The organism is Phytohabitans aurantiacus, from assembly GCF_027923225.1.
In the GTDB taxonomy this organism is placed as follows: domain Bacteria; phylum Actinomycetota; class Actinomycetes; order Mycobacteriales; family Micromonosporaceae; genus Phytohabitans; species Phytohabitans aurantiacus.
The window spans coordinates 1-20,930 of record NZ_BSDI01000004.1 but is presented as its reverse complement, the minus strand read 5'-3'; the positions used below and the strand labels follow the sequence as shown (position 1 = coordinate 20,930).

Sequence of the window (20,930 nt, the reverse complement as noted above, 5' to 3'; positions counted from 1 at the left end):
CAGCAGATTCTGCCGGGCTGTTCAGGTAGCACAATCGTGCGTCGGGTTTGTGACAGTGCAGGCCAGGGGCGGGGTGGTTGGGTACCAACTGAGCCCGAATTACGGCTGATCGGCGCCGTCACATGGGATTTGCGGGCGTTGCCAGGCTCGCGTACGCAGGTCACACTCTCATTTGGGCTGGGTCGCTGGGAAAGGGTCGCATGGATCTCTGGGATGTCACGAAGGTGCTGTGGCGCCGGAAGTGGGTTGCACTTCCGATGCTCGTCCTCACCGTGGCGATGGCCTTCTTCGTGTCGTCCACCGTCAAACCGGACTACAAGACAACCGGGCACATCACCCTGCTGCCGCCCAGCGAGCAGCCGGCGACCGAGACCAAGCCGCAGCCGGCCCGCACCATCAGCCCGTGGAACGTCTACTCCCTGGCGGACGCTCTCGTCATCTACTCGGCTCGCGCCGACGTCAAACGCGAGTTCGCGGAGAACAACCTCTCCGAGGAGTGGATCGCGTCGATCGGCGGCACCCAGCTCCCGATCGTCGAGATCGAGGTCGTGGCCCGTTCGCCCGAAGTGGCGAAGGCGACGCTGAGCAAGCTCATCGACTCGCTCACCGCACAACTCGAGCGGCTCCAGACGCCGTACGGGGTGACGGGCGGCCAGGCCATCACGCTCCAGGCCCTCGACTCCGGGCAGAACGTCCAGGCGATCACCTCGAACATCAAGCGGATGCTGATCGTGGTCACCGCGATCGGGCTGATCATCACGCTGTCGTCGACGCTCCTGCTCGACGCGTTGCTGCGCCGCCGGCAGCTTGGCCGCCGTGCCCAGGGCCGGGCCAAGCCCGAGCGGCCCTCCGACATACAGTCCCAACGGCCCGGCGTGGTGTCTGCGATGTCGGGGCGCCGGCCGTACCCGGTGGACAAACCGGATGAGACCCAGGTCATCACCATGAACGGCACCCGATCCGGCCGCCCTGCGACAAACGGTGCCGCCGAGTCCAAGCCGCTCGTGCCGGAGTACCGGTCGGCGTCCGCGAAGCAGTCCAACGGCAACGGCACCCCGCCCCGCCCGCCGACGCGCAATGGCGACGAGGTCGACGAGACCATGGTGATTAGTGGCATCGCCGGCTGGTCCCGCCAGCGCGAGCAGGCCGCGCAGGCGGAGCCCAGCGTCGAGCCGATGCCCCCGCTGTCCGAAGAAGCCACTACCGTCCTGCCGTTGAGCCGGCTCCGTTGGATCGCGTCGGGCAGCGATGACGGGCAGCGACCGCCCGCGGCGAAGCAAAGTTGACCGCGGCAGCCGTAGACCTCGACCCCTCGCTGGTAGACGCCGGCACGTACGCGTCCCGGCGCCGTCGCCACCTGTTCGACGTCAGCTTCCTCCTGAGCCTGGCCGTGATCCTGGCGCTGCTACTCCCTGTCGGGCAGGTGGTGCCTCAGCTCAGCGACCTCGGGCGACCGGTGACGCTGCTGAGCATGGGGCTGTTCATGATCTGGGCGCTGTCCCGGACCCATCCGAGGCTCACCAGCCGCGGGCCGCAGCCGATGCGGTGGGCGGTCGCCGCCTACCTCGGCAGCTACATGGTCTCGTACGCGGCGGGGCTGTACCGCGGCATGCCGTCGATCGAGGCGAGCGGCGCCGACCGGGCGATGCTCGCCGTCTTCGCGATGCTGGGTCCGATCATCGCGTTCGCCGACGGGGTACCGAACCGGCAGCGCCTCGACAGTGTTCTGCAGACGCTGGTCTTCGCCGCGTCCGGCATGGCGTTCATCGGCATCGCGCAGTCGACGATCGGCGTCGACCTGGCCGCGTACATCCAGCTGCCCGGCCTGTCGGAGCTGAGCAACTACGGCGCGGGCGTCCCGATCGAAGGGTCGTCCCGGTCGGGTGTGGCGAGCACGGCGACGCACTACATCGAGTTCGGTGCGGTCATGGCGATGATCCTGCCGTTCGCGGTGCACGTCGCCCGGTTCGCCGAGAAGAGCCTGGTGCGGCAGTGCGCCAGCGTGGCGGCGCTGCTGATCCTGGCCGCGATCCCGATGTCGGTGTCCCGCACCGGCACGCTCGCCCTGCTCATCGGGCTGGCCATCATGGTGCCCTTCTGGAACTGGCGGATGCGGTACAACCTGGTCGTACCGTTCCTCGGCCTGTTCGCCGCGCTCGTGGTCGTCCGGCCCGGCCTGCTGGGCTCGGTCACGGGTCTGTTCTCCGGTTGGGGCAACGACCCGAGCGTGCAGGGCCGCAAGGACGACTACGAGATCGTGGGGTACTTCTTCAGCCAGCGGCCATGGTTCGGGCGCGGGCAGGGCACGTTCATCCCGACCGTCTACACGTTCCTCGACAACCAGTGGCTTGGCCACGTGGTGAGCGGCGGCATCGTGGGCGTGGCCGCGCTGTTCGGCCTGCACATGACCGCGATCGTGCTGGCGTGGATGGCGTACCGCCGATCGGCCGACGCCGCCGACCGGCACCTGTGTGGCTGCCTGATGGCCGTGCAGGTGGTCGCGATCGTCGTCGAGGGCACGTTCGACGCGCTGTCGTTCACGACGTTCGTGTTCGTGCTGTCGCTCCTCACCGGATGCGCGGGTGCGCTGTGGAGGCTGGTGCACCCGTCGCGCCAGGTGCGCACGATGGGGCCCGGATCGGTCTCGCCCGAAGACTCCCGGGAAGAGGCGCCGCGCACGCCGGTACGGGTTTAGGGCGAGACGTTGGCGAAAAGCGGACAATGCAGTTACCGAGCGTGCGTGGCGATTCTTACATTTACATGTCGGCTTCCTGACAAATACGGTTCGCGTTTACCCGGCACGGGCCCACCAGCGACGTATTCATGGAGGCCGTTCTAGCGGCTCTGACCTGCCCAAACGGTTGTATACAAAGGCTTCCGAGGATTGTTTCATCGATGACCGGTCGATGTACTCCCAACGGGGGTGTCCAAACGGTCGAGCGGCAGCCGACCGGCTTGGTGTGGGAGCAGCCGCATCCGATAATTGTGGCCCTTGCTGGGCGGAGCTAGCGTTTCCCCACGCTTATTAAGGCTAACGGGGTCATTGAGGGTGTCGCGGGCGCTAAGGGGGCGACCGGTTGTGGATAGCGGGAGAGATGAGAGAGGTGGCGCAAAGGTGAGACCGAGCGTCCCGGGGCGCTTGCGCCAGGTGGCCACGGGGGCTGTGTTGCGGGTGGCAGGTTCCGCGTCGAAGCGGATCGGCCTTGTCCCGCTGGGTAGGCGTGGATGGATCGCGGCCGGCGCCGCGGCTGTCGCCGTGGTGGCTGGCGGCCTTGTCGTCGTGCCCGCGGCGATGGCGGCAGCCGACCCCTGTGTTCCACTCATCAACCCGGTCGCTTGCGAGAACAGCAAGCAGGGCTCACCGGCGTCCGAATGGGACATTTACGAAGCCGGTGAGGAATCGATCCAGGGCTTCGCCACCGACATCAGTGTCAACGTCGGTGGCACGATCCGGTTCAAAATCAAGACTCCCGCGACCGCGTACAACATCGACATTTACCGGCTCGGCTGGTACAACGGCGATGGCGCTCGCAAGATCACCAGCGTGACGCCCTCGGTCTCGCTCCCCCAGACTCAGCCCGCCTGCCTCACCGACACCGCCACCGAGAACTTCGACTGTGGCAACTGGGCCGTCTCGGCACAGTGGACGGTGCCCAGCACGGTCGTGTCCGGCGTCTTCGTCGCGAAGCTGACCCGCACCGACCCGAACGGCAACGGGGACAGCAGCCACATCACCTTCATCGTCCGCAACGACTCCAGCACGTCGGACCTGTTCTTCCAGACCTCCGACACGACCTGGCACGCCTACAACATGTACGGCGGCAGCAACTTCTACCACGGCCAGGACAACGGACGGGCCTACAAGATCAGCTATAACCGCCCGTTCGGCACCCGCGGCAACAACCCTGAGGACTTCCTCTTCAGCAACGAGTACCCGATGCTGCGGTTCCTGGAGCGCAACGGATACGACATCAGCTACACCACCGGTGTCGACTCCGACCGCCGGGGCAACCTCATCAAGAACCACCAGGTCTTCCTGTCAACCGGCCACGACGAGTACTGGTCGGAGCAGCAGCGGGCCAACGTCGAGTCGGCGCGCGACGCGGGCGTCAACCTCGCGTTCTTCAGCGGCAACGAGGTGTACTGGAAGACGCGGTACGAGGCCAGCAAGGACGGCACGAACACCGCGTACCGGACCCTCGTCTGCTACAAGGAGACCTGGGCCAACGACAAGATCGACCCCACGACCGAGTGGACCGGCACCTGGCGCGACCCGCGGTTCACGCCGCCGTCCGACGGCAACCGGCCGGAAAACGCGCTCACCGGCACCGCGTACATGTCGAACAACGTCGACCTGGCCATCCAGGTACCGGCGAATCAGGGCAAGTACCGGCTGTGGCGTAACTCGACGGTGGCCAGCCGCGCCGCCACCAATCAGTCGACCACGCTCGCGCCGCACACCGTGGGCTACGAGTCCGACGAGGACCTCGACAACGGCTTCCGGCCAGCGGGCCTGATCCGGCTCTCCACCACCACCGGTGAGACGCCCGAGTACCTGCGCGACTACGGCAACACGGTCACGCCGGGCACGACCACGCACCACCTGACGCTGTACCGGGCGCCCAGCGGCGCGCTGGTCTTCGGCGCCGGCACGATCCAGTGGGCGTGGGGCCTCGACGAGTACCACGACGGCACCGTCGAGCCGGTCGACACGTCCATGCAGCAGGCGACCCTCAACATCCTCGGCGACATGGGCGCGTTCCCGGGCACCATCATGTCCGGCCGCACCATGCCGACCGCCTCGAACGACTCGACCGCGCCCACCACGACCATCACGTCGCCGGCTAACGGCGCCAGCGTGGTCAACGGCAACCAGGTCACCGTCACCGGCACCGCCGCTGACACCGGTGGCCAGGTCGCGGGCGTCGAGGTGTCGTACGACGGCGGCGCGAAGTGGCACCCCGCCACGGGTACGACCTCCTGGTCGTACACCTTCTACACCACCGGCGCGGGCACCCAGTCGATCCTGGCGCGAGCCATCGACGACACGGCCAACATCGGTCAGCCGGCGAGCCGCACGGTCAACCTGACCGGTCCGAGCACCATCTTCGGTGCGCGTACGCCGGTGACCGCCGCGGTCTCCGACACCGAGGCGATGGAGCTGGGTGTGCGGTTCACGCCGCAGACCGACGGCTACATCACGGGTATCCGCTTCTACAAGGGCACGGGCAACACCGGTACGCACACCGGCTCCCTGTGGTCCAACGGCGGCAGCAAGCTCGCCACGGCCACGTTCAGCGGCGAAACCACGAGCGGCTGGCAGAAGGTCACCTTCGCCAACTCGGTGCTGGTACACGCCAACACCACGTACGTGGCGTCGTACTACGCACCCAACGGCCACTACGCGGGCGACCAGGGCGTGTTCACCGCCTCGGACTTCGTCTCCTACCCGCTCACCGCGCTGCGCTCCAACAGCGAGTACGGCAACGGTGTGTACAAGGAAGGGGCCGGCTTCCCGGCGGGCAGCTACAAGGACAGCAACTACTTCGTCGACGTCATGTTCACGCCGAGCAGCTCGGCGGCGCCGACGGTACTGTCCGCCCTGCCGCTGCCCGACTCCACCGACATCGCCGTCACGACCAAGCCCGCGGCGGTGTTCTCCAAGGCGATCAACCCCTCGTCGCTGGTCTTCACCGTGAAGAACCCCAGCAACGCGTCGGTCGCCGGCTCGGTGGCGTACGACAGCACCAGCAAGACGGCCACGTTCACGCCGTCCGCTTCGCTGGCGCCGGAGACCATGTACACGGTTTCGGCGCAGGCGAGCGACACCTCGGGCAACGCGATGGACTCGCCGCGCACGTGGCAGTTCACCACTGAGCTGGACCCGGCGGTGTCCCGGCTGTTCGCCACGAACGCCTCGCCGGTCGACCCGAGCGTCAACGACAACAACGCGGTGGAGCTGGGCGTGAAGTTCACGCCACAGGTCAACGGCACGGTCGCCGGCATCCGGTTCTACAAGGGCGCGGGCAACAGCGGCACCCACGTGGGCACGCTGTGGTCCAGCGGCGGCACGCAGATGGGCCGGGTCACCTTCACCAACGAGGGCGGCACCGGCTGGCAGACAGCGCGGTTCACGACGCCGGTGACGGTCAACGCCGGCACCACGTACGTGGCGTCGTACCACGCGCCGACCGGCCACTACTCGGCCACCGGCAACTTCTTCACCTCGACCTACACGTTCGGGCAGATGACGGCGCCGTCGGGCAACAACGGGGTCTACAACTACTCGTCGACCCCGGCGTTCCCGCAGGAGGCGTACAACTCCTCCAACTACTGGGTCGAGCCGATGTTCATACCGGGTAGCGGTGGCGGTCCGTCGCCGACGCCCAGTTCGTCGCCTACCGCGTCGCCGACGCCAACCACGTCGCCGAGTCCGACCCCGACGCCGTCTCCGACGGAGACGCAGTGGCCGAGCGGTACGACGATCTTCACGGCGAGCGACACGCCGGCCTCGACGAGCTGGAACGACAACGACGCTATCGAGGTGGGCGCCAAGTTCCGCTCGGACGTGGCGGGCACGGTGACCGCGATCCGGTTCTACAAGGGATCCGGCAACACCGGCACGCACACCGGCACGATCTGGTCGACCGCCGGTGAGGCGCTCGGCACCGTGACGTTCACCAACGAGTCGGCCTCCGGGTGGCAGACCGCCACGCTGGCGACTCCGGTGACCATCGCGGCCAACACCACCTATGTGGTCTCGTACCACGCACCCGCTGGACACTACGCGGCCACGGTCAACGGGTTCGGCGCGCTCGGCCTTGACCGGCCTCCGCTGCACGTGCCAGGGTACGGCGGGGTGTACCGGTACGGATCGGGCGGCGTCTATCCGAACAACGGCGCGGGCCACAACTACTGGGTCGACGTCGTGTTCCAGGCAAGCTGATCGAGGTTATGCACACGCGGCCGGTCCCCAGTCCGGGGGCCGGCCGCACCTCGCCGAACGGGGAGCGCACGTGAGTCAGGACAGCTCGCTTTTCAACCGGGCCGGCAAGGCGCTCGGCTGGAGCTTCGCGAGCACCGCCCTCGGCCGGCTCAGCACGCTCGCCATCGGCATCGCCATCGCCCGCCTCCTCGGTCCCGAAGAGTTCGGCACGTTCGCGGTCGCCACCGTGGCGCTGCTCGCCGTGCTCAGCTTCAACGAACTGGGCGTCAGCCTGGCGATCGTCCGCTGGCCGGGCGAGCCGCGCGAGATCGCGCCCACCGTGCTCACCATCTCGGTCGTCTCCAGCGTCCTTGTCTACATTGGATGCTTCCTCGGCGCGCCGGCTTTCGCCGCGGCCATGGGCGAGCCCGACGCGACCCCCGTGGTCCGCCTGCTCTGCGTCAGCGTCATCATCGACGGCCTCGTCGCCACGCCGGCGGCGATGCTCCAGCGCGAGTTCCAGCAGGGCCGCAAGACCATCGTCGACCAGTGCACCCACTGGATCGGCTCGCTCACCTCGATCGCCTGCGCCGTCGGCGGTATGGGCGCCATGAGCCTCGCGGTCGGGCGACTCACCGGGGCGCTCGTCGGCGCCGTGCTGCTGATCGCGTTCGTGCCGCACGCCATGCGCTTCGGGCTCCGCCGCGACAAGGCCAGAGACCTCATGCGCTTCGGCCTGCCGCTCGCCGGGTCGAGCATCATCGTCTTCGCCGTCAACAACGTCGACCGCCTGCTCGTCGGCGCCACGCTCGGCCCCGTCTGGCTCGGGTACTACGTCCTCGCCGCCAACCTCGCCGGCTGGCCCGTCAACATCTTCTCCCAACCGGTGCGGGCCGTCGCGCCCGCCGCACTCGCCCGGCTGCAAGCAGACCGCCCGGCGATGCGCCGCACCTTCCTGTCCACGGCCGGTCTACTCGCCGCGGCCACGCTGCCCGCGTGCATCGCCCTGGGCGCCGCCGCCGACCCGCTGATCCGGCTCGTCTACGGCACCGTCTGGGAGCCAGCGGCCGCGGTCCTGCCGTGGCTCGCGCTCGTCGCCGCCGCGCGCATCATCTTCGAACTCGTCTACGACTACTTCGTCGTCCTCGCCAGCAGCCGCGTCGTGCTCGTCGCGCAGATCGCGTGGCTGGTCGCGCTGATCCCCGCGCTCGTCGCGGGCGCGGCCATCGGCGGGCTCGCCGGCGCGGGTGCCGCACAACTCGCGGTCGCGCTGCTGGTCGTCCTGCCCGTGTACCTCTTCGAGCTGCACCGGTCCGGTATCGCACCGGCGGCACTGGGCTCTCGGCTGGCACTGCCCGTGCTGGGCGCGGCGGCGGTGGGCGCGGTGGTAGCCGTGACCAGCCACCTGATCACCGTGGACCTGCTGGCACTGGCGGTGGCGGGTCTGGTGGGGCTGGCCGGGATGGCGGCACTGCTGTACCGCAGCCGCCACCTCCTCGGCGAACTCCGCACCATCGGCGCGGCCGCCGACACCATCGCCACCAGTGATCAGGGCGTCCCCGAAGTCGTTAGGGCGACTTGAGGGACGCCCTGATCACGGTTTGGTTTGGGTGGTCAGGGAGGCTGCCGCGAGGGTGGGGGCGTTGAAGTCGTCGCGGGCCGCGGTGCGGCGCAACGACTCGTAGCGGCGCTTGGCCTTGTGAGCGGCCAGGCCGGCGATGGAGCGGAGCCCGTCCCGGGCCCGTGCGCCAGCCGGCTGCCGCACCGCGAGCGCCTGCCGGTAGATGTCTTCCTGCACCTGCGCCGCCCGTTGCAGGCTGAACCTGTTGACGACCAGGTCGCGTCCGAACGCCCCGAGGGCCGCCCGTTCCACCGGATCGGCGAGCAGCCGCCGCAGCGCCCCGGTGAGGCGTGAAGCGCCATCCTTGCCGTCGCCGACGCCGTACCAGCCCTGCTCCAGGAACAGGCCGCAGCTGTCGGGCGTGAGCAGCTCCCAGAAGGCTTCCTCGCCCTGCACCACCAATGGTCGCCCGAACGCCAGCGCGCGCAGGGCCGAGCCGCCCATGCCGAGCATGATGTCGGCGGCGGCGTACGCGGGCCGGGGGTCGAGCAGCTCACCGGTCAGTACGACGGCGCGGCGGCCGGCACGCTGGTTGGCGGCCTCCGCGCGGGCGGCCACGGTGTCGCGGGCCACCCCATCGCCGACCACGATCAGCCGGACCGGCTCGGATCGGGCCAGTTCGCCGATCGCGTCGATGGCGGTCAGGATGCCTTCCAGTTTGAGCTGTGGGGAAAGCCTTGTGACGGCGACGATGTCGACGTACCCGGGGCCGAGGCCGAACTCGGCGCGGAAGTCGTCGGTGGGGTGGCCCGGCGCGTTCTGCTCGACGTCGACCGGCGGCTCGATGAGGTGCACCGGGCCGGGGCGGCGGGCGGCGGTGTGCCGCTGGAGCGCGGCGGTGCCGACGACGAGGTGCATCGACGCGGGCAGGAACGGCGCGACCGCCATCGACATCACGGTCGCGACGGCGGCGGCGCGCCCGCCCGGGTACACGGCGGCGTTCGCCTCCAGGGCGGGCGGCCACTCGTACCCGTGCACGATGTCGATGCCGCGCGATCGGATCAGCGAGCGCAGCTTCGCGGTGACGGTGGGGGAGGGGCGGCGGCGCCGGGCGCTGATCGGGATGTGTTCCATGCCGAGCGCGGTCACGCGGTCGACCAGCGGGCCGGGCTCACCGATGACGGCCACCTCGTGCCCGAGGTCGCGGACGGCCGCGGCCAGCTCGATCGCGTTGAGCTGGCTGCCACCCACATGCATGCCGTGTGGATAGACGAGGATGCGCAAGAGACCCTCCAAAGTGGTCACCGGACCACGGCCGGCGACCAGGCGTCGTGCACGAGTATTTGCGGCGAACCGGTGCCGTCGGCCGGCACGCTCCAGATGTCGCTGGTCGCCCGGTCGCCGCCGTCGCGGGCCAGCCCGTAGAGCACCCGCGAGTTGTCGAGCCACACCGCCTGGTCGTCGACGCTTCGCTGCTCGGCCAGCACGGTTTCCTTGCCGGTCTTCAGGTCGTACACCGCCAGCCGCCACTTTCCGGCCTGCAGCTTGCCGTGCTTCTTGAACGCGATCCGCGTGCCGTCCGGCGACAGCGACGGACACTCCACATCGGACCGCAACGCGGTGACCCGCTTCGTGCTCAGGTCGCCTTCGACGAGCCACGTCTTGCCGCCCGACGCGGCGGTGGCGTAGAAGCGGTTACCGCCCGCGAACGTGACGCCCCACAGGTTCTTGTCGGCCGCCGTGACGACTTTCCCGTCGACCACGAGGTCGAACTGCTCGATGTCGCCCAACACCGTGCCGTCCACCTTGGACACGACGGTGCGGGTGGAGAACTGGCCCGGGTTCGCGTACGAGTCGCCGAAGACGAACGCGGTCGTCGCCACCAGCGAGCCGTCCGCGGAGAGCCTCGCGCGGCTGGGGATGCCGGCGAGCGGCAGGTCGCGGCGTTCGGCCCAGCTCTGGTCGAGCAGCTTCGCCTTGTACGTCGTCACGAGTCCGCGGTCGGCGCTCAGGCAGATCGCGTCGGTGCTGGTCGCGTAGATCCGGTCGCAGGACGCGCCGGTCATCGCCCGGGGACCGTCGGGGTTGGTGAGCGGCGTGACCGCGACTTCCCCGTACCGGTCGCCCAACGCCGTGTTGCGGAAGACGAGGTGTGGCGCGGCCCGCAGCGCGGTGAGGTCGTCGCGTACGGGCACCTTCGGCGCCGCCGCCACCGAATCGGCCTGCGCCTGCCGCTCGTAGAGCACGTATCCGGTCGCGCCGAGCGTGGCGGTCAGCAGGATGGCGACGAGCGCGGAAATCCGTGCGCGCATGCTCATGCCGGCGCCTCCCTCGGGATGCCGCGCAGCAGCCACGCTGCGACCGGAATGGCGGCGGCGAGCAGGGCGGCCACGAGCAACAGCGCCGAACCGCGACCCATGAACGCCCACAGTAGACCGAAGCCAAGTGACGCCCCGAAGCGCGACAGCGCGACCACCGTCTGCGCCGCCGCGATACCGGTGCCGCGGGTCTCGGCGGGGACCAGCCGGCTCACGAGCGCGGCCAGTACGCCGTCGGTCGCTGCGTAGAACATGCCCAGCAGCGCGAGTACGGCCAGTGTGGTGGCCAGGCCGCCGGACGGGCGGGCGGCGAGCAGGTATCCCGACAGCAGCGCGACGTGTCCCGCGACGAGGACCCGGGCGCGTCCGACCCGGTCGGCGAGGCGCCCGAAAGGCACCGCGAGGCTCAGGTACACCGCGTTGGTGCCGACGTACAGCAGCGGGAAGTAGAGAGCGGCGAAGTCGTCACGGTCCTGAAGGGACAGGTAGATGAACCCGTCGCCGACCGTCAGTACACCCAGCAGGCCGCTGGCGATCAGCGGGCGGCGCAGCGCAGGCCCGGCAAGCTCACGGCTCACCCGGCGCAGCCCCACGCGGGCCGCCGCGGTGGCGGTGCGCATGTTCGGCACCAGCAGCACCAGTACCGCCACACCCGCGATCGCGAACGCGAACGAGACCACGAACACCGAGTCGTACGAGCCCGGTACCGCCCAGAGCAGGGCGAACGCCACGAGTGGCCCGAGCGCGGCGCCGGTCGTGTCGAGCGCCCGGTGCACGCCGAACGAGCGGCCGAGGGTGCGCGGGTCGGAGGAGGCGGCGATCAGCGCGTCACGGGGTGCGGTGCGCACGCCCTTGCCGAGGCGGTCGGCGGTGGTGATCGCCGAGATCGCCAGGAATCCCTGCACGGGCAGCATCGCGATCCGGCTGAGCGCGGACACCCCGTACCCGATGATGGCCACCAGCTTGGGGCGCTGGCGGCGGTCGGCGGCGTATCCGCCGGCGATCCGCACGACGGCGCTGATGCCCTGGTAGATGCCGTCCCAGAAGCCGTACGCGACGGGGCTGAGCCCGATCACCGCGGTCAGGTACAGCGGCATGATCGAGGCGACCATCTCGGACGACACGTCGGTGAGCAGGCTGACGATGCCGAGCAGTACGACCGTCGACGAGACACGCCGCGCGACCGCCTGGCCGGACGGTGAAGCGTCCTCGCCAGGGCGGTCCCGCAGCGTCACGTACATGTACTGATCCCTCAGCCGAGTGCGGCGGCCAGCTCCCGGACCACGCGATCCTGCTGGTCAGCGGTGATCTGAGGGTAGATCGGCAGCGAGAGCAATTCATCAGCCGCCCGCTCAGCGTGCGGGAAATCGCCCAACCGGTACCCGAGGTCGGCGAACGCACCGGTCAGGTGCACCGGCACAGGGTAGTGGATGCCGGCACCGATGCGCGCCGCGTTGAGCGCCGCGAGCACCTCGTCACGCCGCCCGCCGGGAATCCGCACGCAGTAGATGTGCCAGACGTGCACGTTGCCGTCGAGCGTGACCGGCCGCACCACGTCCAAGGGCGCCAGCAGTTCGTCGTACCGGGCGGCGGCGGCGCGCCGGAGCTCGTTCCAGCCGGCCAGCCGAGCGAGCTTCGCCCGCAGCACCACGGCCTGGAGCCCGTCGAGCCGGCTGTTGACGCCGACCAGATCGTGCGCGTACTTGGTGAGGCCGCCGTGGTTCGCGATCGTGCGTACCGTCAAAGCCAGGTCGGCGCTGGTGGTGACGACCGCGCCCGCGTCGCCGTAAGCGCCGAGGTTCTTGCCGGGGTAGAAGCTGGTAGCCGCGATCCCGGCGACGCCCGCCCCGCGCCCGTTCCGGGTGGCGCCCTGGCACTGTGCGGCGTCTTCGACGATCGCCACGTCGGTGCCGGCGAGTCCTTCGTGGAGGCGTTCGACCTCGGCGAGCTGCCCGTACAGGTGCACGGGCACGATCGCGCGGGTCGCCGGCGTGACGGCGGCGAGCGCCGCGTCGACGTCGATCAGGTACGTGGTCGGGTCGCAGTCGACGAGCACCACCCGCCCGCCCGCACGGGCCACCGCCTCCGCCGTGGCGATGAACGTGTTGGCCGGCAGGATCACCTCGTCGCCCGGCCCCACCCCGACGGCCCGCAGCGCGAGCTCGACCGCGTCGGTGCCGTTGGCCACCCCGACGCAGTGCTCGATCTCCGAGAAGGCCGCGTACTCCTCCTCGAAAGCGGTCACCTCGGTGCCGCCGATGAACGCGGTGCCGGCGATGACCCGCTTGAAGCCGGCCTCCACCTCTTCGGCCACCTCGGCGTGGGCCGCGGCCAGGTCAACGAGCGGGATCATGCTGTTCTGCCTCAACTCTCCGCAAAAAACGTGCTGGGTTGCCGGCCCAGACCTCACCGGGCGGTACGTCGGCCAGTACCACCGAGCCCATGCCGACAAGCGATCGCGCGCCCACCGTCAGCGCCTCGCGCACCAGCGCGCCGGCACCCAGGTACGCGCCGCGCCGGATCGTGACGCCACCGCCGAGGCGCACGCCGGACGCGATCGTCGCGAAGGATTCGACCCGGTCGTCGTGGGTGAGCACCACCTGCGGCATCACGGCCACGTGCGCGTCGACGGTGACGTCCGCGGTGAGCGTGACGCCCGCGAGTAGCACCGTGCCCGGCCCGACCAGGCTGCCGGCGCCGACGTGGGCGGCCGGGTGCACCAGCGTCGCGTACCGGTCGGCGGGCAGCCCCAGACGGTCGACCACCCGGGCGCGCACCAGCGGGTCACGCGGGTTGCCGACGCAGACGAGTACCGCCGCGTCCGGGTAGTCCGGCAGGCGCGCGCTGCTGCCCAGTACCGGCACGCCGGAGACCCGGGTGCCGTACAGCACGCGGTTGTCGTCGAGGAAGCCGAGCAGCCGCCATGTGGGCCGGACGTCGTTGAGCGCCTGGACAGCCGCGGCGGTCTCGCGGGCGAACCCGCCCGCCCCGACGATGACCAGGTCTCTCATCGTCCGGCCAGCTTGCGCAGCACGCCGACGATGTGCTCCTGGTCGCCTTCGGTGAGCGCGTGGTGCAGCGGGAGGATCAGGGAATCGCGGGTCAGTCGCTCGGTCACGGGCAGCGCCGGCGGGGCGACATCTTCGTACGCGGGCTCCAGGTGCGCGGCCATGATGCCGCGCCGCGCTGACACGCCCTGCCCGGCAAGCTCCGCCAGCACCTCGTCACGGCTCGCGCCGAACTCGGGCGTCAGCAACACCCAAAAAGACTGGTAATTGGTCTCGCCGTAGGCCGGGTCGCGGACCGGGATCGCGCCGTCGAGGCCCGCCAGCATCTCCTGGTACCGCGCGGCGAGCGCACGCCGCTGCGCGATGATCCCGGCCAGGCGGTCGAGCTGTACCAGGCCAACGGCGGCCTGGATGTCTGTCATGCGGTAGTTGTAGCCGGTCTCCAGGTACGCCTCGAGGATCGGCTGGGCGCTCGCGTGCCGGTCAGCGGCGGACACGTTCATGCCGTGCTCGCGGAGCCGCTTCAGCCGGGTGGCCTGGTCGGCACCGTCGACGGTCACCATGCCGCCCTCGCCGGTGGTGATCAGCTTGCGCGGGTGGAAGGACCAGGCCGCGATCGCCGCGCCGCTGCCCACCGGCTGGCCGTACGCGGTCGAGCCCGCGGCACAGGCGGCGTCTTCGACGAGAGCCACGCCCCACGACGCGGCCGCGCCGCGCAGGGCCACCACGTCGAAGGGCACGCCACCCTGGTGTACCGCGATCACCGCCCGGGTGCGCGGAGTGCGTACCGCGTCGACGGTCTCCACGGTCACGTTGCCGGTGGCGAGGTCGACGTCGGCGAAGACCGGGGTCGCGCCGACGTAGCGGACCGCGTTGGCGGTGGCGATGAACGACAGCGACGGCACGATCACCTCGTCGCCTGGGCCCACTTCCAGCAGTACCAAGGCAAGGTGAAGTGCGGTCGTGCAGGAACTGACGGCAACACCGTGCTCCGCGCCGACAGCGGCCGCGAAGCGCCGCTCGAACTCCGCGACTCGCGGGCCCTGCGCCACCCACCCCGAGCGGACAGCGTCGGCCGCCGCCTGGGCCTCTTCCTCGCCCAGCATCGGAATCATGACCGGGATGCGCCTATCCGTCACCGCTGGCCCCGCCACCAGTCGACGAGGCCCTGGAGGCCGTCGTGCAGGCTGATCTCGGCGCGGAAGCCGAGCCGGTCGGCGGCGGTGCTGGTGTCGGCGAGGCGGCGGGTGACGCCGTTGACCGCGCGCGCCGGCCCGTGCTCGGGCGGCAGGTCGGACTTCATGACCTCGCTCAGCGCCTGCGCCAGCTCCTTGAGGCTGGTCTCGGCGCCGCTCGCGATGTTGAACACCTCGTCGGTCGCGTCGGCGCGCGCCGCCAGGATGTTGGCGCGCGCGATATCGGCCACGTGCACGAAGTCCATCGTCTGGAGGCCGTCACCGAGGATCAGCGGCGGCGTGCCCGACTCGATGCGCTCCATCCAGCGGATCAGCACCTCGGTGTACAGGCCGTGCACGTCCATCCGCGGGCCGTACACGTTGAAGTAGCGCAGCGCTACGTAGTCGAGGCCGGACATGCTGTGGAAGCTGCGCAGCATGGCCTCGTTGAACGCCTTGGCCGCCCCGTAGAACGTGTCGTTGTTGTACGGGTGGTGGCGCTCGGTCGTCGGAAACTCCTCGGCCAGCCCGTACACCGACGCCGACGACGACGCGATCACCTTGCGCACCTCAGCCGCCGCGGCCGCCTCCACCACGTTGAAGGTGCCGTCGACCAGTACCTCGTTGGCGAGCCGGGGCTCCTCGGCGCACTGTGTGATGCGGATCGCGGCGAGGTGGAAGACCAGGTCCTTGCCGCGCGTCAGGTCGTGCACCAGCGCCGCGTGCCGGATGTCGCCCTCGACCACGGTCACGTTGCCGTGCTCGGTCGCCCAGGCAAGGTTTTCCTTGCGGCCGCGGACGAAGTTGTCCAGTACCACGATCTCGGCCGCGCCCCCGCGAACCAGCTCGTCGACCACGTGCGAGCCGATCGTGCCGGCACCGCCCGTGACCAGCGCCTTGGCGCCCTCGATCTCCACTGCCGAGCTCACCGCTGCTCCCATCCCTCGTTCAAGTCGGCCCGTTCCTCGTTCAAGCCAACCATCGTGCCGCCATTGGCCAGGCTCTGCGACGCCGCTTCCAGGATCGACAGCACCCGCAGGCCGGAACGCCCGTCGGTCAGGGCCGGGGTGCCGGTGCGGATCGCGCGGGCGTACTCCTCGACCATCGTGCGCAGCGCCTCACGCTCGGTGAGTGCCGGCGCCACCATGTCGCCCGAGCGGTACGAGACAAGCATGTCGCGCCGCAGCTCGTCGCCGATCTCGTCGGAGGTGGCCACGTCGACGCCACGGTCGAAGAGCGAGAGTCGCTGCGAAGGGTTCAGGTCGTCCCAGACCAGGGTCCGCTTCGCCCCGCCGATGATCGTGGTGCGCACCTTGACCGGCGAGAGCCAGTTGACGTGGATGTGGGCGATGGCGCCCGTGTTGAGCTGCAACGTCAGGTACGCCACACACGCCCGCCCGGCGCCGATGCCGTCGGCGCCGTGCGCGGCCACCGCGACCGGAGCCACGCCGGGCGGCAGCACGAAGTCGAGGATCGACAGGTCGTGCGGCGCCAGGTCCCACAGCACGTCGATGTCGCGCTGCACCAGGCCCAGGTTGATCCGCACGGAGTCGAGGAAGTGCAGCTCGCCCAGCTCGCCGGCGTGCAGCAGCTCACGGATGCGTAGCACGGCGGGCGTGTAGCAGTACGTGTGGTCGCACATCAGCGTCAGCCCGCGCTTGTCCGCCTCCGCCACTAGGCGGGCGCCCTCTTCACGGCTCGCCGCGAGCGGCTTCTCCACCAGTACGTGCTTGCCAGCGGCCAACGCGGCCATCGCGACGTCGAGGTGGGTGCCGGCTGGTGTGGCGATCGCCACCGCGTCGACCTTGTCGTCTGCCAGGACCGTGGCGAGCTCACCGGTGGTCTCCACCGTCGAGTACCCGCCCAGCACGCGCTTGGCCCGGTCGACGTCGAGGTCGCACAGCCAGCGCAGCCGGAAATCGCTTGCGGACTGGAAGTTACGGACGAGGTTGGGGCCCCAGTATCCGGCTCCGATGACGGCGACACCGATCGGCTCGGCGTTCGCGGCAAGGGGCTCGGCGTTCGCTGAAGTCACAGATATCCATTTCGGGTGGGTATCGGCTTGTGCCTGGGGCATCACCGCGCAGGCGTACGGCAGGTCAAGCTATCCCCTGACCTGCGCGAGAAGCCAGGACAGTGACGGAAATCCGGCAGTGCAGGGCGCGTGGACCGGTACCTTCGGCCGGTTACTCGCTCCCTTCAGGCCGGTCCTTCTGTTCTGTCGGGCCGGACGCGTGAACGCGTCGGCTAGGTGACACCCCGGGGATGGGGGTCGTTACTAGGCTGTCGCGGGCCGTTCCGCCCTGTCCGCTGGAAGGATGTTCCACATGACTCAGCCGCACGGCGGTGCGCAGGTCGCGCCGAGCGCCGACGTGGACCCGCGAGCGCAGATCGGAGCCGGCACGAAAGTCTGGCACCTGGCCCAGGTCCGCGAAGACGCCATCGTCGGTGACGACTGCGTCATCGGGCGCGGCGCCTACGTCGGACCCGGCGTCCGCCTCGGTCACAACGTGAAGCTGCAAAACTATGCGCTCGTGTACGAGCCGGCACAGCTCGCCGACGGTGTCTTCATCGGCCCCGCGGCGGTGCTCACCAACGATGAGTACCCGCGCGCCGTCACACCCGACGGCCGCCTCAAGAGCGGCGACGACTGGACCGCCGTCGGCGTCACCATCGGCGAGGGAGCCGCGATCGGGGCCCGCGCCGTCTGCGTAGCGCCCGTGCGGATCGGCCGGTGGGCGCTCGTCGCCGCCGGTGCGGTCGTCACCAAGGACGTTCCGGACTTCGCGCTGGTGGCCGGGGTACCGGCCAGGCGAGTGCGCTGGGTGGGCCGGGCGGGTGAGCCGCTCGTGCCCAAGGGCGACGGGCGATACGTCTGCCCGCGCACCGGCGCCGAGTACATGGAGTCCGACGGTCTGCTCTCGGAGGTCTGAGACGTGAAGAGCATCCTGAGAAAGATCGGCCGCAGCCGGCTGGCGCTCATCGTGGGCGCGCTGGTGCTGATCGGGGTGGGTGGCGTCGCCATCCTCAGCCAGACCGGCTCCGATGGTGGCGGCGAGCGGGCGGCGTCCGACTCGGAGGCGCTGACCTCGTCCGCCTCCCCGACAGGTGGCACGCCGGCGGCGACCCCTTCCGCGTCACCCTCGCCCACTCCCTCGGCATCGGCCACTCCCAGCGCCTCGCCGTCCGCCAAGACCGAATCGGCGTCGGGTGCCGACAAGTACAAGGAAGTCTGCGCGCCGTACCCCGCCTTCCCCGACGAGAACTGCACCGGCTGGAAGCACACCGGGGTCAAACTCAAGGACTGCAACGGCGACATTCGCAAATCGGGTATCACGCTCGACGGCTGCCGCTTCAAAGACCTGAAAATCGTGGCGAAGGACGTCACCATCAAGCGGTCGCACGTCACCGGCTCGGTGTACGCGTCGTACATGACCGACTGGGACTTCCAGAACCTCACGCTCATCGACGTCGAGGTGGAAGACGCCGGCAACGCGAGCCCGGACAGGGCGGCGATCGGTGGTCCAAACTTCACCTGTATCCGGTGCCATGTGCACAATACAGGCACCGGTATCAGCATGAGTGACAACGTGACAATCAAAGAGTCGTACGTGCACGACTTCACGTACACGGATGGCGCCCACCAGGCTGCCGCGGGCGCCAACGGCGGGCAGAACATCACCCTGATCCACAACAACCTGGAGTGCAGCCGGACGAACGTCGGCGCCGACAAGCAGGGGTGCTCTTCGGCACTGTCCCTGTACGACGAGCCGGTCATCAAGAACGTCCTCGTGCAGAACAACCTGTTCAACACGGCGGGCGGATACTGCACGTACGGCGGCGGGCCGAACAGCAGCAACGTCCGGTACATCGACAACCAGTTCGGGAAGAAGTTCCACCCGAAGTGCGGCGGGTACGGGCCGGTGGCGGCGTGGCACAAGGGCAACCCCGGTCACGTGTGGCGCGGCAACACCTGGCAAGGCACCAAAACCGCCATCAACCCATAGCTCCCCGCGCGGCGCGCTTTCCGCGCGGCGTGCGCTTCCCGCGCGGCGTGCGCTTTCCGGGCGCGCGCCGCGCGCCCCGCGCGCTCTCCCCGCCGATCAAGGGCGAATGCACGTGGTTGGATCTCTTTTCCGCGTGTGTTTGCCCTTGATCCATGCAATCTCTGGGGATTTAAGGCTGTTGGGTGGTGTTGGCTGGTGGGTTGCGGCGTTTGGGGTGGCCGGTGTTGGCGGGTCGGCCTTTCTTGATCACGGGTTGGCGGGTTCGGGGATGCTTGTTCTTCGATCCTTTGGGGCGGCCTGGGCCGGGTCGGGAGGGTTTTGGTGGCTTGGTCGGGGTGGGCAGGGCCGCGGTAGCTAGCCGAAATCCTCGCCGGACCCGGCGCGGCGGGAGCCGGTCATGGCTTATCGGNTGGTGGGTTGCGGCGTTTGGGGTGGCCGGTGTTGGCGGGTCGGCCTTTCCTGATCACGGGTTGGCGGGTTCGGGGATACTTGTTCTTCGATCCTTTGGGGCGGCCTGGGCCGGGTCGGGAGGGTTTTGGTGGCTTGGTCGGGGTGGGCAGGGCCGCGGTAGCTAGCCGAAATCCTCGCCGGACCCGGCGCGGCGGGAGCCGGTCATGGCTTATCGGTTTCTCCCAGGGCAGACGCAGGTCGGCGACCAGAGGCCGGGCTAGTCGTAGCTGGGTGTAGGCGAACACCACGATCCAGGTCCAGCGTTGCGCGTGGTCGGGATGTAGGGGGGTGTAGCCGGTCCAGAACAGGTCCTGTTTGCTGTATCGGAAGCCGTGTTCGCAGGTGAACCGGTGCCGGTAGGCGTCGGCCAACAGGTCCAGGTCGAACGCGTCCGCGGGTCCGGCCCACCACAGCCACCACACCTGGGTATGTCCGCCCGGGCTGGTCTTCTCCCGCCGGATCAAGGTGCCCTCGACCACCTCGACGCCTTCCCACTTACGGCGCGGTCGGGGCTCGGGATGCCGGTGATGCCAGGCCCGGGTCCACACCGTGCTGCCATCCGGGCGGGTGATCCGCTGCTGCGCGTCCGGGACACCCCACGTATCCGGTTTGTTCAACGCGAACCGGTCCCCATGCTTTTTCGGCGCTCCGACCTTACCGGCCGGCCGTGGCCCTGGCCGGCCGAAGAACACCCGGTCACCGCGCAGCCGCACCAGGATCTGCGCCCCCCGCGGCAGGTGCTGGGTCAAATAGATCGGGCAGTAGCCGATATCCAGCAGGAACAACACCGGCACCCCCGCCGTCGCGCTCTGCCCGGCCAGCCGCCCGACCAGATCGGTGATCTGCACCGCGGCGATCTCGTTGGCGTTACCGGCGGTCCCGACCCGACGCACATCCACCGGCGCCGACCAGGAATCCTTCCCAACCGACGCACCACTGACCGCGACCTGGGTCACCCACTGCATCGCCCACCCCGGCACCGCCGGCACCCCACCGGACCGATCCCGCTCAGCCGCGTACTGCATCCCCACATCCGGCACCACCCGAGTATCCGCACGCGGCATCTTCGAGGTATCGATCGCGAACATCAACGGCCCAACCACCGGCACCGGCACCCACCGGGCCAACAGATCCCGACCCGCCGCCACATCGACCTGCCCATGCTCCAACGCCTGATACAGGCTGCCCCAACCCCGCCGCACCACCGGCTCGAACATCAACTCCGCCACCGACCGGACCGGCCGATCCGCCCCAGCCAACGCATCAGTCAACTCGAACAGGGCGTCCCCCCACCGCCCGAAACACCGGTACAACTCCGCCCGGAACCGACCCAACCTGGCCAGGTCAACCGGCAACCCACCCACACCGTGATGCACAATGAACCCCTGCGGTCGTCTTGTAGATCCTCTTCTTTGGCGGAAAGGATCATGCCAAGACGACCGCTCCTATGTGGACCCCCACCCCCGAACACGACAAAAATCACAAA

The 20,930-nt window shown here is 69.5% G+C and carries 15 protein-coding genes; 6 read left to right on the top strand and 9 right to left on the bottom strand.

The annotated features are described in order from the left end of the window. Positions 1–200: 200 nt before the first annotated feature. From QMG73_RS04675 to QMG73_RS04660, 4 genes are all read left to right on the top strand, one after another. Positions 201–1,286: a Wzz/FepE/Etk N-terminal domain-containing protein gene (locus QMG73_RS04675; protein WP_281892667.1), complete on the top strand. Its 1,086-nt coding sequence runs from the start codon at positions 201–203 to the stop codon at positions 1,284–1,286. After that, positions 1,283–2,695, top strand: a complete 1,413-nt coding sequence (locus QMG73_RS04670) for an O-antigen ligase family protein (protein ID WP_281892666.1) — start codon at positions 1,283–1,285, stop codon at positions 2,693–2,695. Before QMG73_RS04675 ends, QMG73_RS04670 begins: the two co-directional genes overlap by 4 nt. Positions 2,696–3,172: 477 nt before the next feature. Continuing rightward, on the top strand, positions 3,173–6,946 hold the full coding sequence (locus QMG73_RS04665) for a DUF4082 domain-containing protein (protein WP_281892665.1): 3,774 nt from the start codon (positions 3,173–3,175) through the stop codon (positions 6,944–6,946). A 70-nt stretch (positions 6,947–7,016) separates the two neighbouring features. Beyond that, on the top strand, positions 7,017–8,507 hold the full coding sequence (locus QMG73_RS04660; RefSeq protein ID WP_281892664.1) for a lipopolysaccharide biosynthesis protein: 1,491 nt from the start codon (positions 7,017–7,019) through the stop codon (positions 8,505–8,507). A gap of 12 nt (positions 8,508–8,519) precedes the next feature. Here QMG73_RS04660 and QMG73_RS04655 read toward each other — a convergent pair whose 3' ends face one another. The 8 genes from QMG73_RS04655 to QMG73_RS04620 are packed head-to-tail and all read right to left on the bottom strand — an operon-like array spanning position 8,520 to position 17,022. Next, positions 8,520–9,770, bottom strand: a complete 1,251-nt coding sequence (locus QMG73_RS04655) for a glycosyltransferase family 4 protein (protein WP_281892663.1) — start codon at positions 9,768–9,770, stop codon at positions 8,520–8,522. A gap of 17 nt (positions 9,771–9,787) precedes the next feature. Next, complete coding sequence (locus QMG73_RS04650; protein WP_281892662.1) at positions 9,788–10,804, bottom strand: TolB family protein; 1,017 nt, start codon at positions 10,802–10,804, stop codon at positions 9,788–9,790. Then, positions 10,801–12,045, bottom strand: a complete 1,245-nt coding sequence (locus QMG73_RS04645; RefSeq protein ID WP_281892661.1) for an MFS transporter — start codon at positions 12,043–12,045, stop codon at positions 10,801–10,803. The genes QMG73_RS04650 and QMG73_RS04645 overlap by 4 nt, the downstream gene beginning before the upstream one ends. Before the next feature lie 11 nt (positions 12,046–12,056). Beyond that, a complete protein-coding gene (locus tag QMG73_RS04640; protein WP_281892660.1) occupies positions 12,057–13,157 on the bottom strand; it encodes a DegT/DnrJ/EryC1/StrS family aminotransferase in 1,101 nt (366 codons plus the stop codon). Then, positions 13,141–13,815, bottom strand: a complete 675-nt coding sequence (locus QMG73_RS04635; protein WP_281892659.1) for an acetyltransferase — start codon at positions 13,813–13,815, stop codon at positions 13,141–13,143. Before QMG73_RS04635 ends, QMG73_RS04640 begins: the two co-directional genes overlap by 17 nt. Next, the gene (locus tag QMG73_RS04630) at positions 13,812–14,927 is read right to left on the bottom strand and encodes a DegT/DnrJ/EryC1/StrS family aminotransferase (protein WP_281892658.1); all 1,116 of its coding nucleotides are present in this window, start codon (positions 14,925–14,927) and stop codon (positions 13,812–13,814) included. Before QMG73_RS04630 ends, QMG73_RS04635 begins: the two co-directional genes overlap by 4 nt. Before the next feature lie 20 nt (positions 14,928–14,947). Continuing rightward, the gene (locus QMG73_RS04625) at positions 14,948–15,916 is read right to left on the bottom strand and encodes an NAD-dependent epimerase/dehydratase family protein (protein WP_281892657.1); all 969 of its coding nucleotides are present in this window, start codon (positions 15,914–15,916) and stop codon (positions 14,948–14,950) included. After that, a complete protein-coding gene (locus tag QMG73_RS04620) occupies positions 15,913–17,022 on the bottom strand; it encodes a Gfo/Idh/MocA family protein (RefSeq protein WP_281892656.1) in 1,110 nt (369 codons plus the stop codon). Before QMG73_RS04620 ends, QMG73_RS04625 begins: the two co-directional genes overlap by 4 nt. A 292-nt stretch (positions 17,023–17,314) precedes the next feature. On the opposite strand from QMG73_RS04620, the gene QMG73_RS04615 reads away from it, so the two are divergent. Together QMG73_RS04615 and QMG73_RS04610 are read left to right on the top strand one after the other, a co-directional pair. Then, positions 17,315–17,920: an acyltransferase gene (locus QMG73_RS04615; protein WP_281892655.1), complete on the top strand. Its 606-nt coding sequence runs from the start codon at positions 17,315–17,317 to the stop codon at positions 17,918–17,920. A 3-nt stretch (positions 17,921–17,923) separates the two neighbouring features. After that, positions 17,924–18,994 carry a hypothetical protein gene (locus tag QMG73_RS04610; RefSeq protein ID WP_281892654.1) on the top strand — a complete coding sequence of 357 codons (1,071 nt, stop codon included), beginning with the start codon at positions 17,924–17,926 and terminating at the stop codon, positions 18,992–18,994. A 395-nt stretch (positions 18,995–19,389) separates the two neighbouring features. Here QMG73_RS04610 and QMG73_RS04605 read toward each other — a convergent pair whose 3' ends face one another. Continuing rightward, a complete protein-coding gene (locus tag QMG73_RS04605; protein WP_281892653.1) occupies positions 19,390–20,808 on the bottom strand; it encodes a transposase in 1,419 nt (472 codons plus the stop codon). Positions 20,809–20,930: the final 122 nt, after the last annotated feature.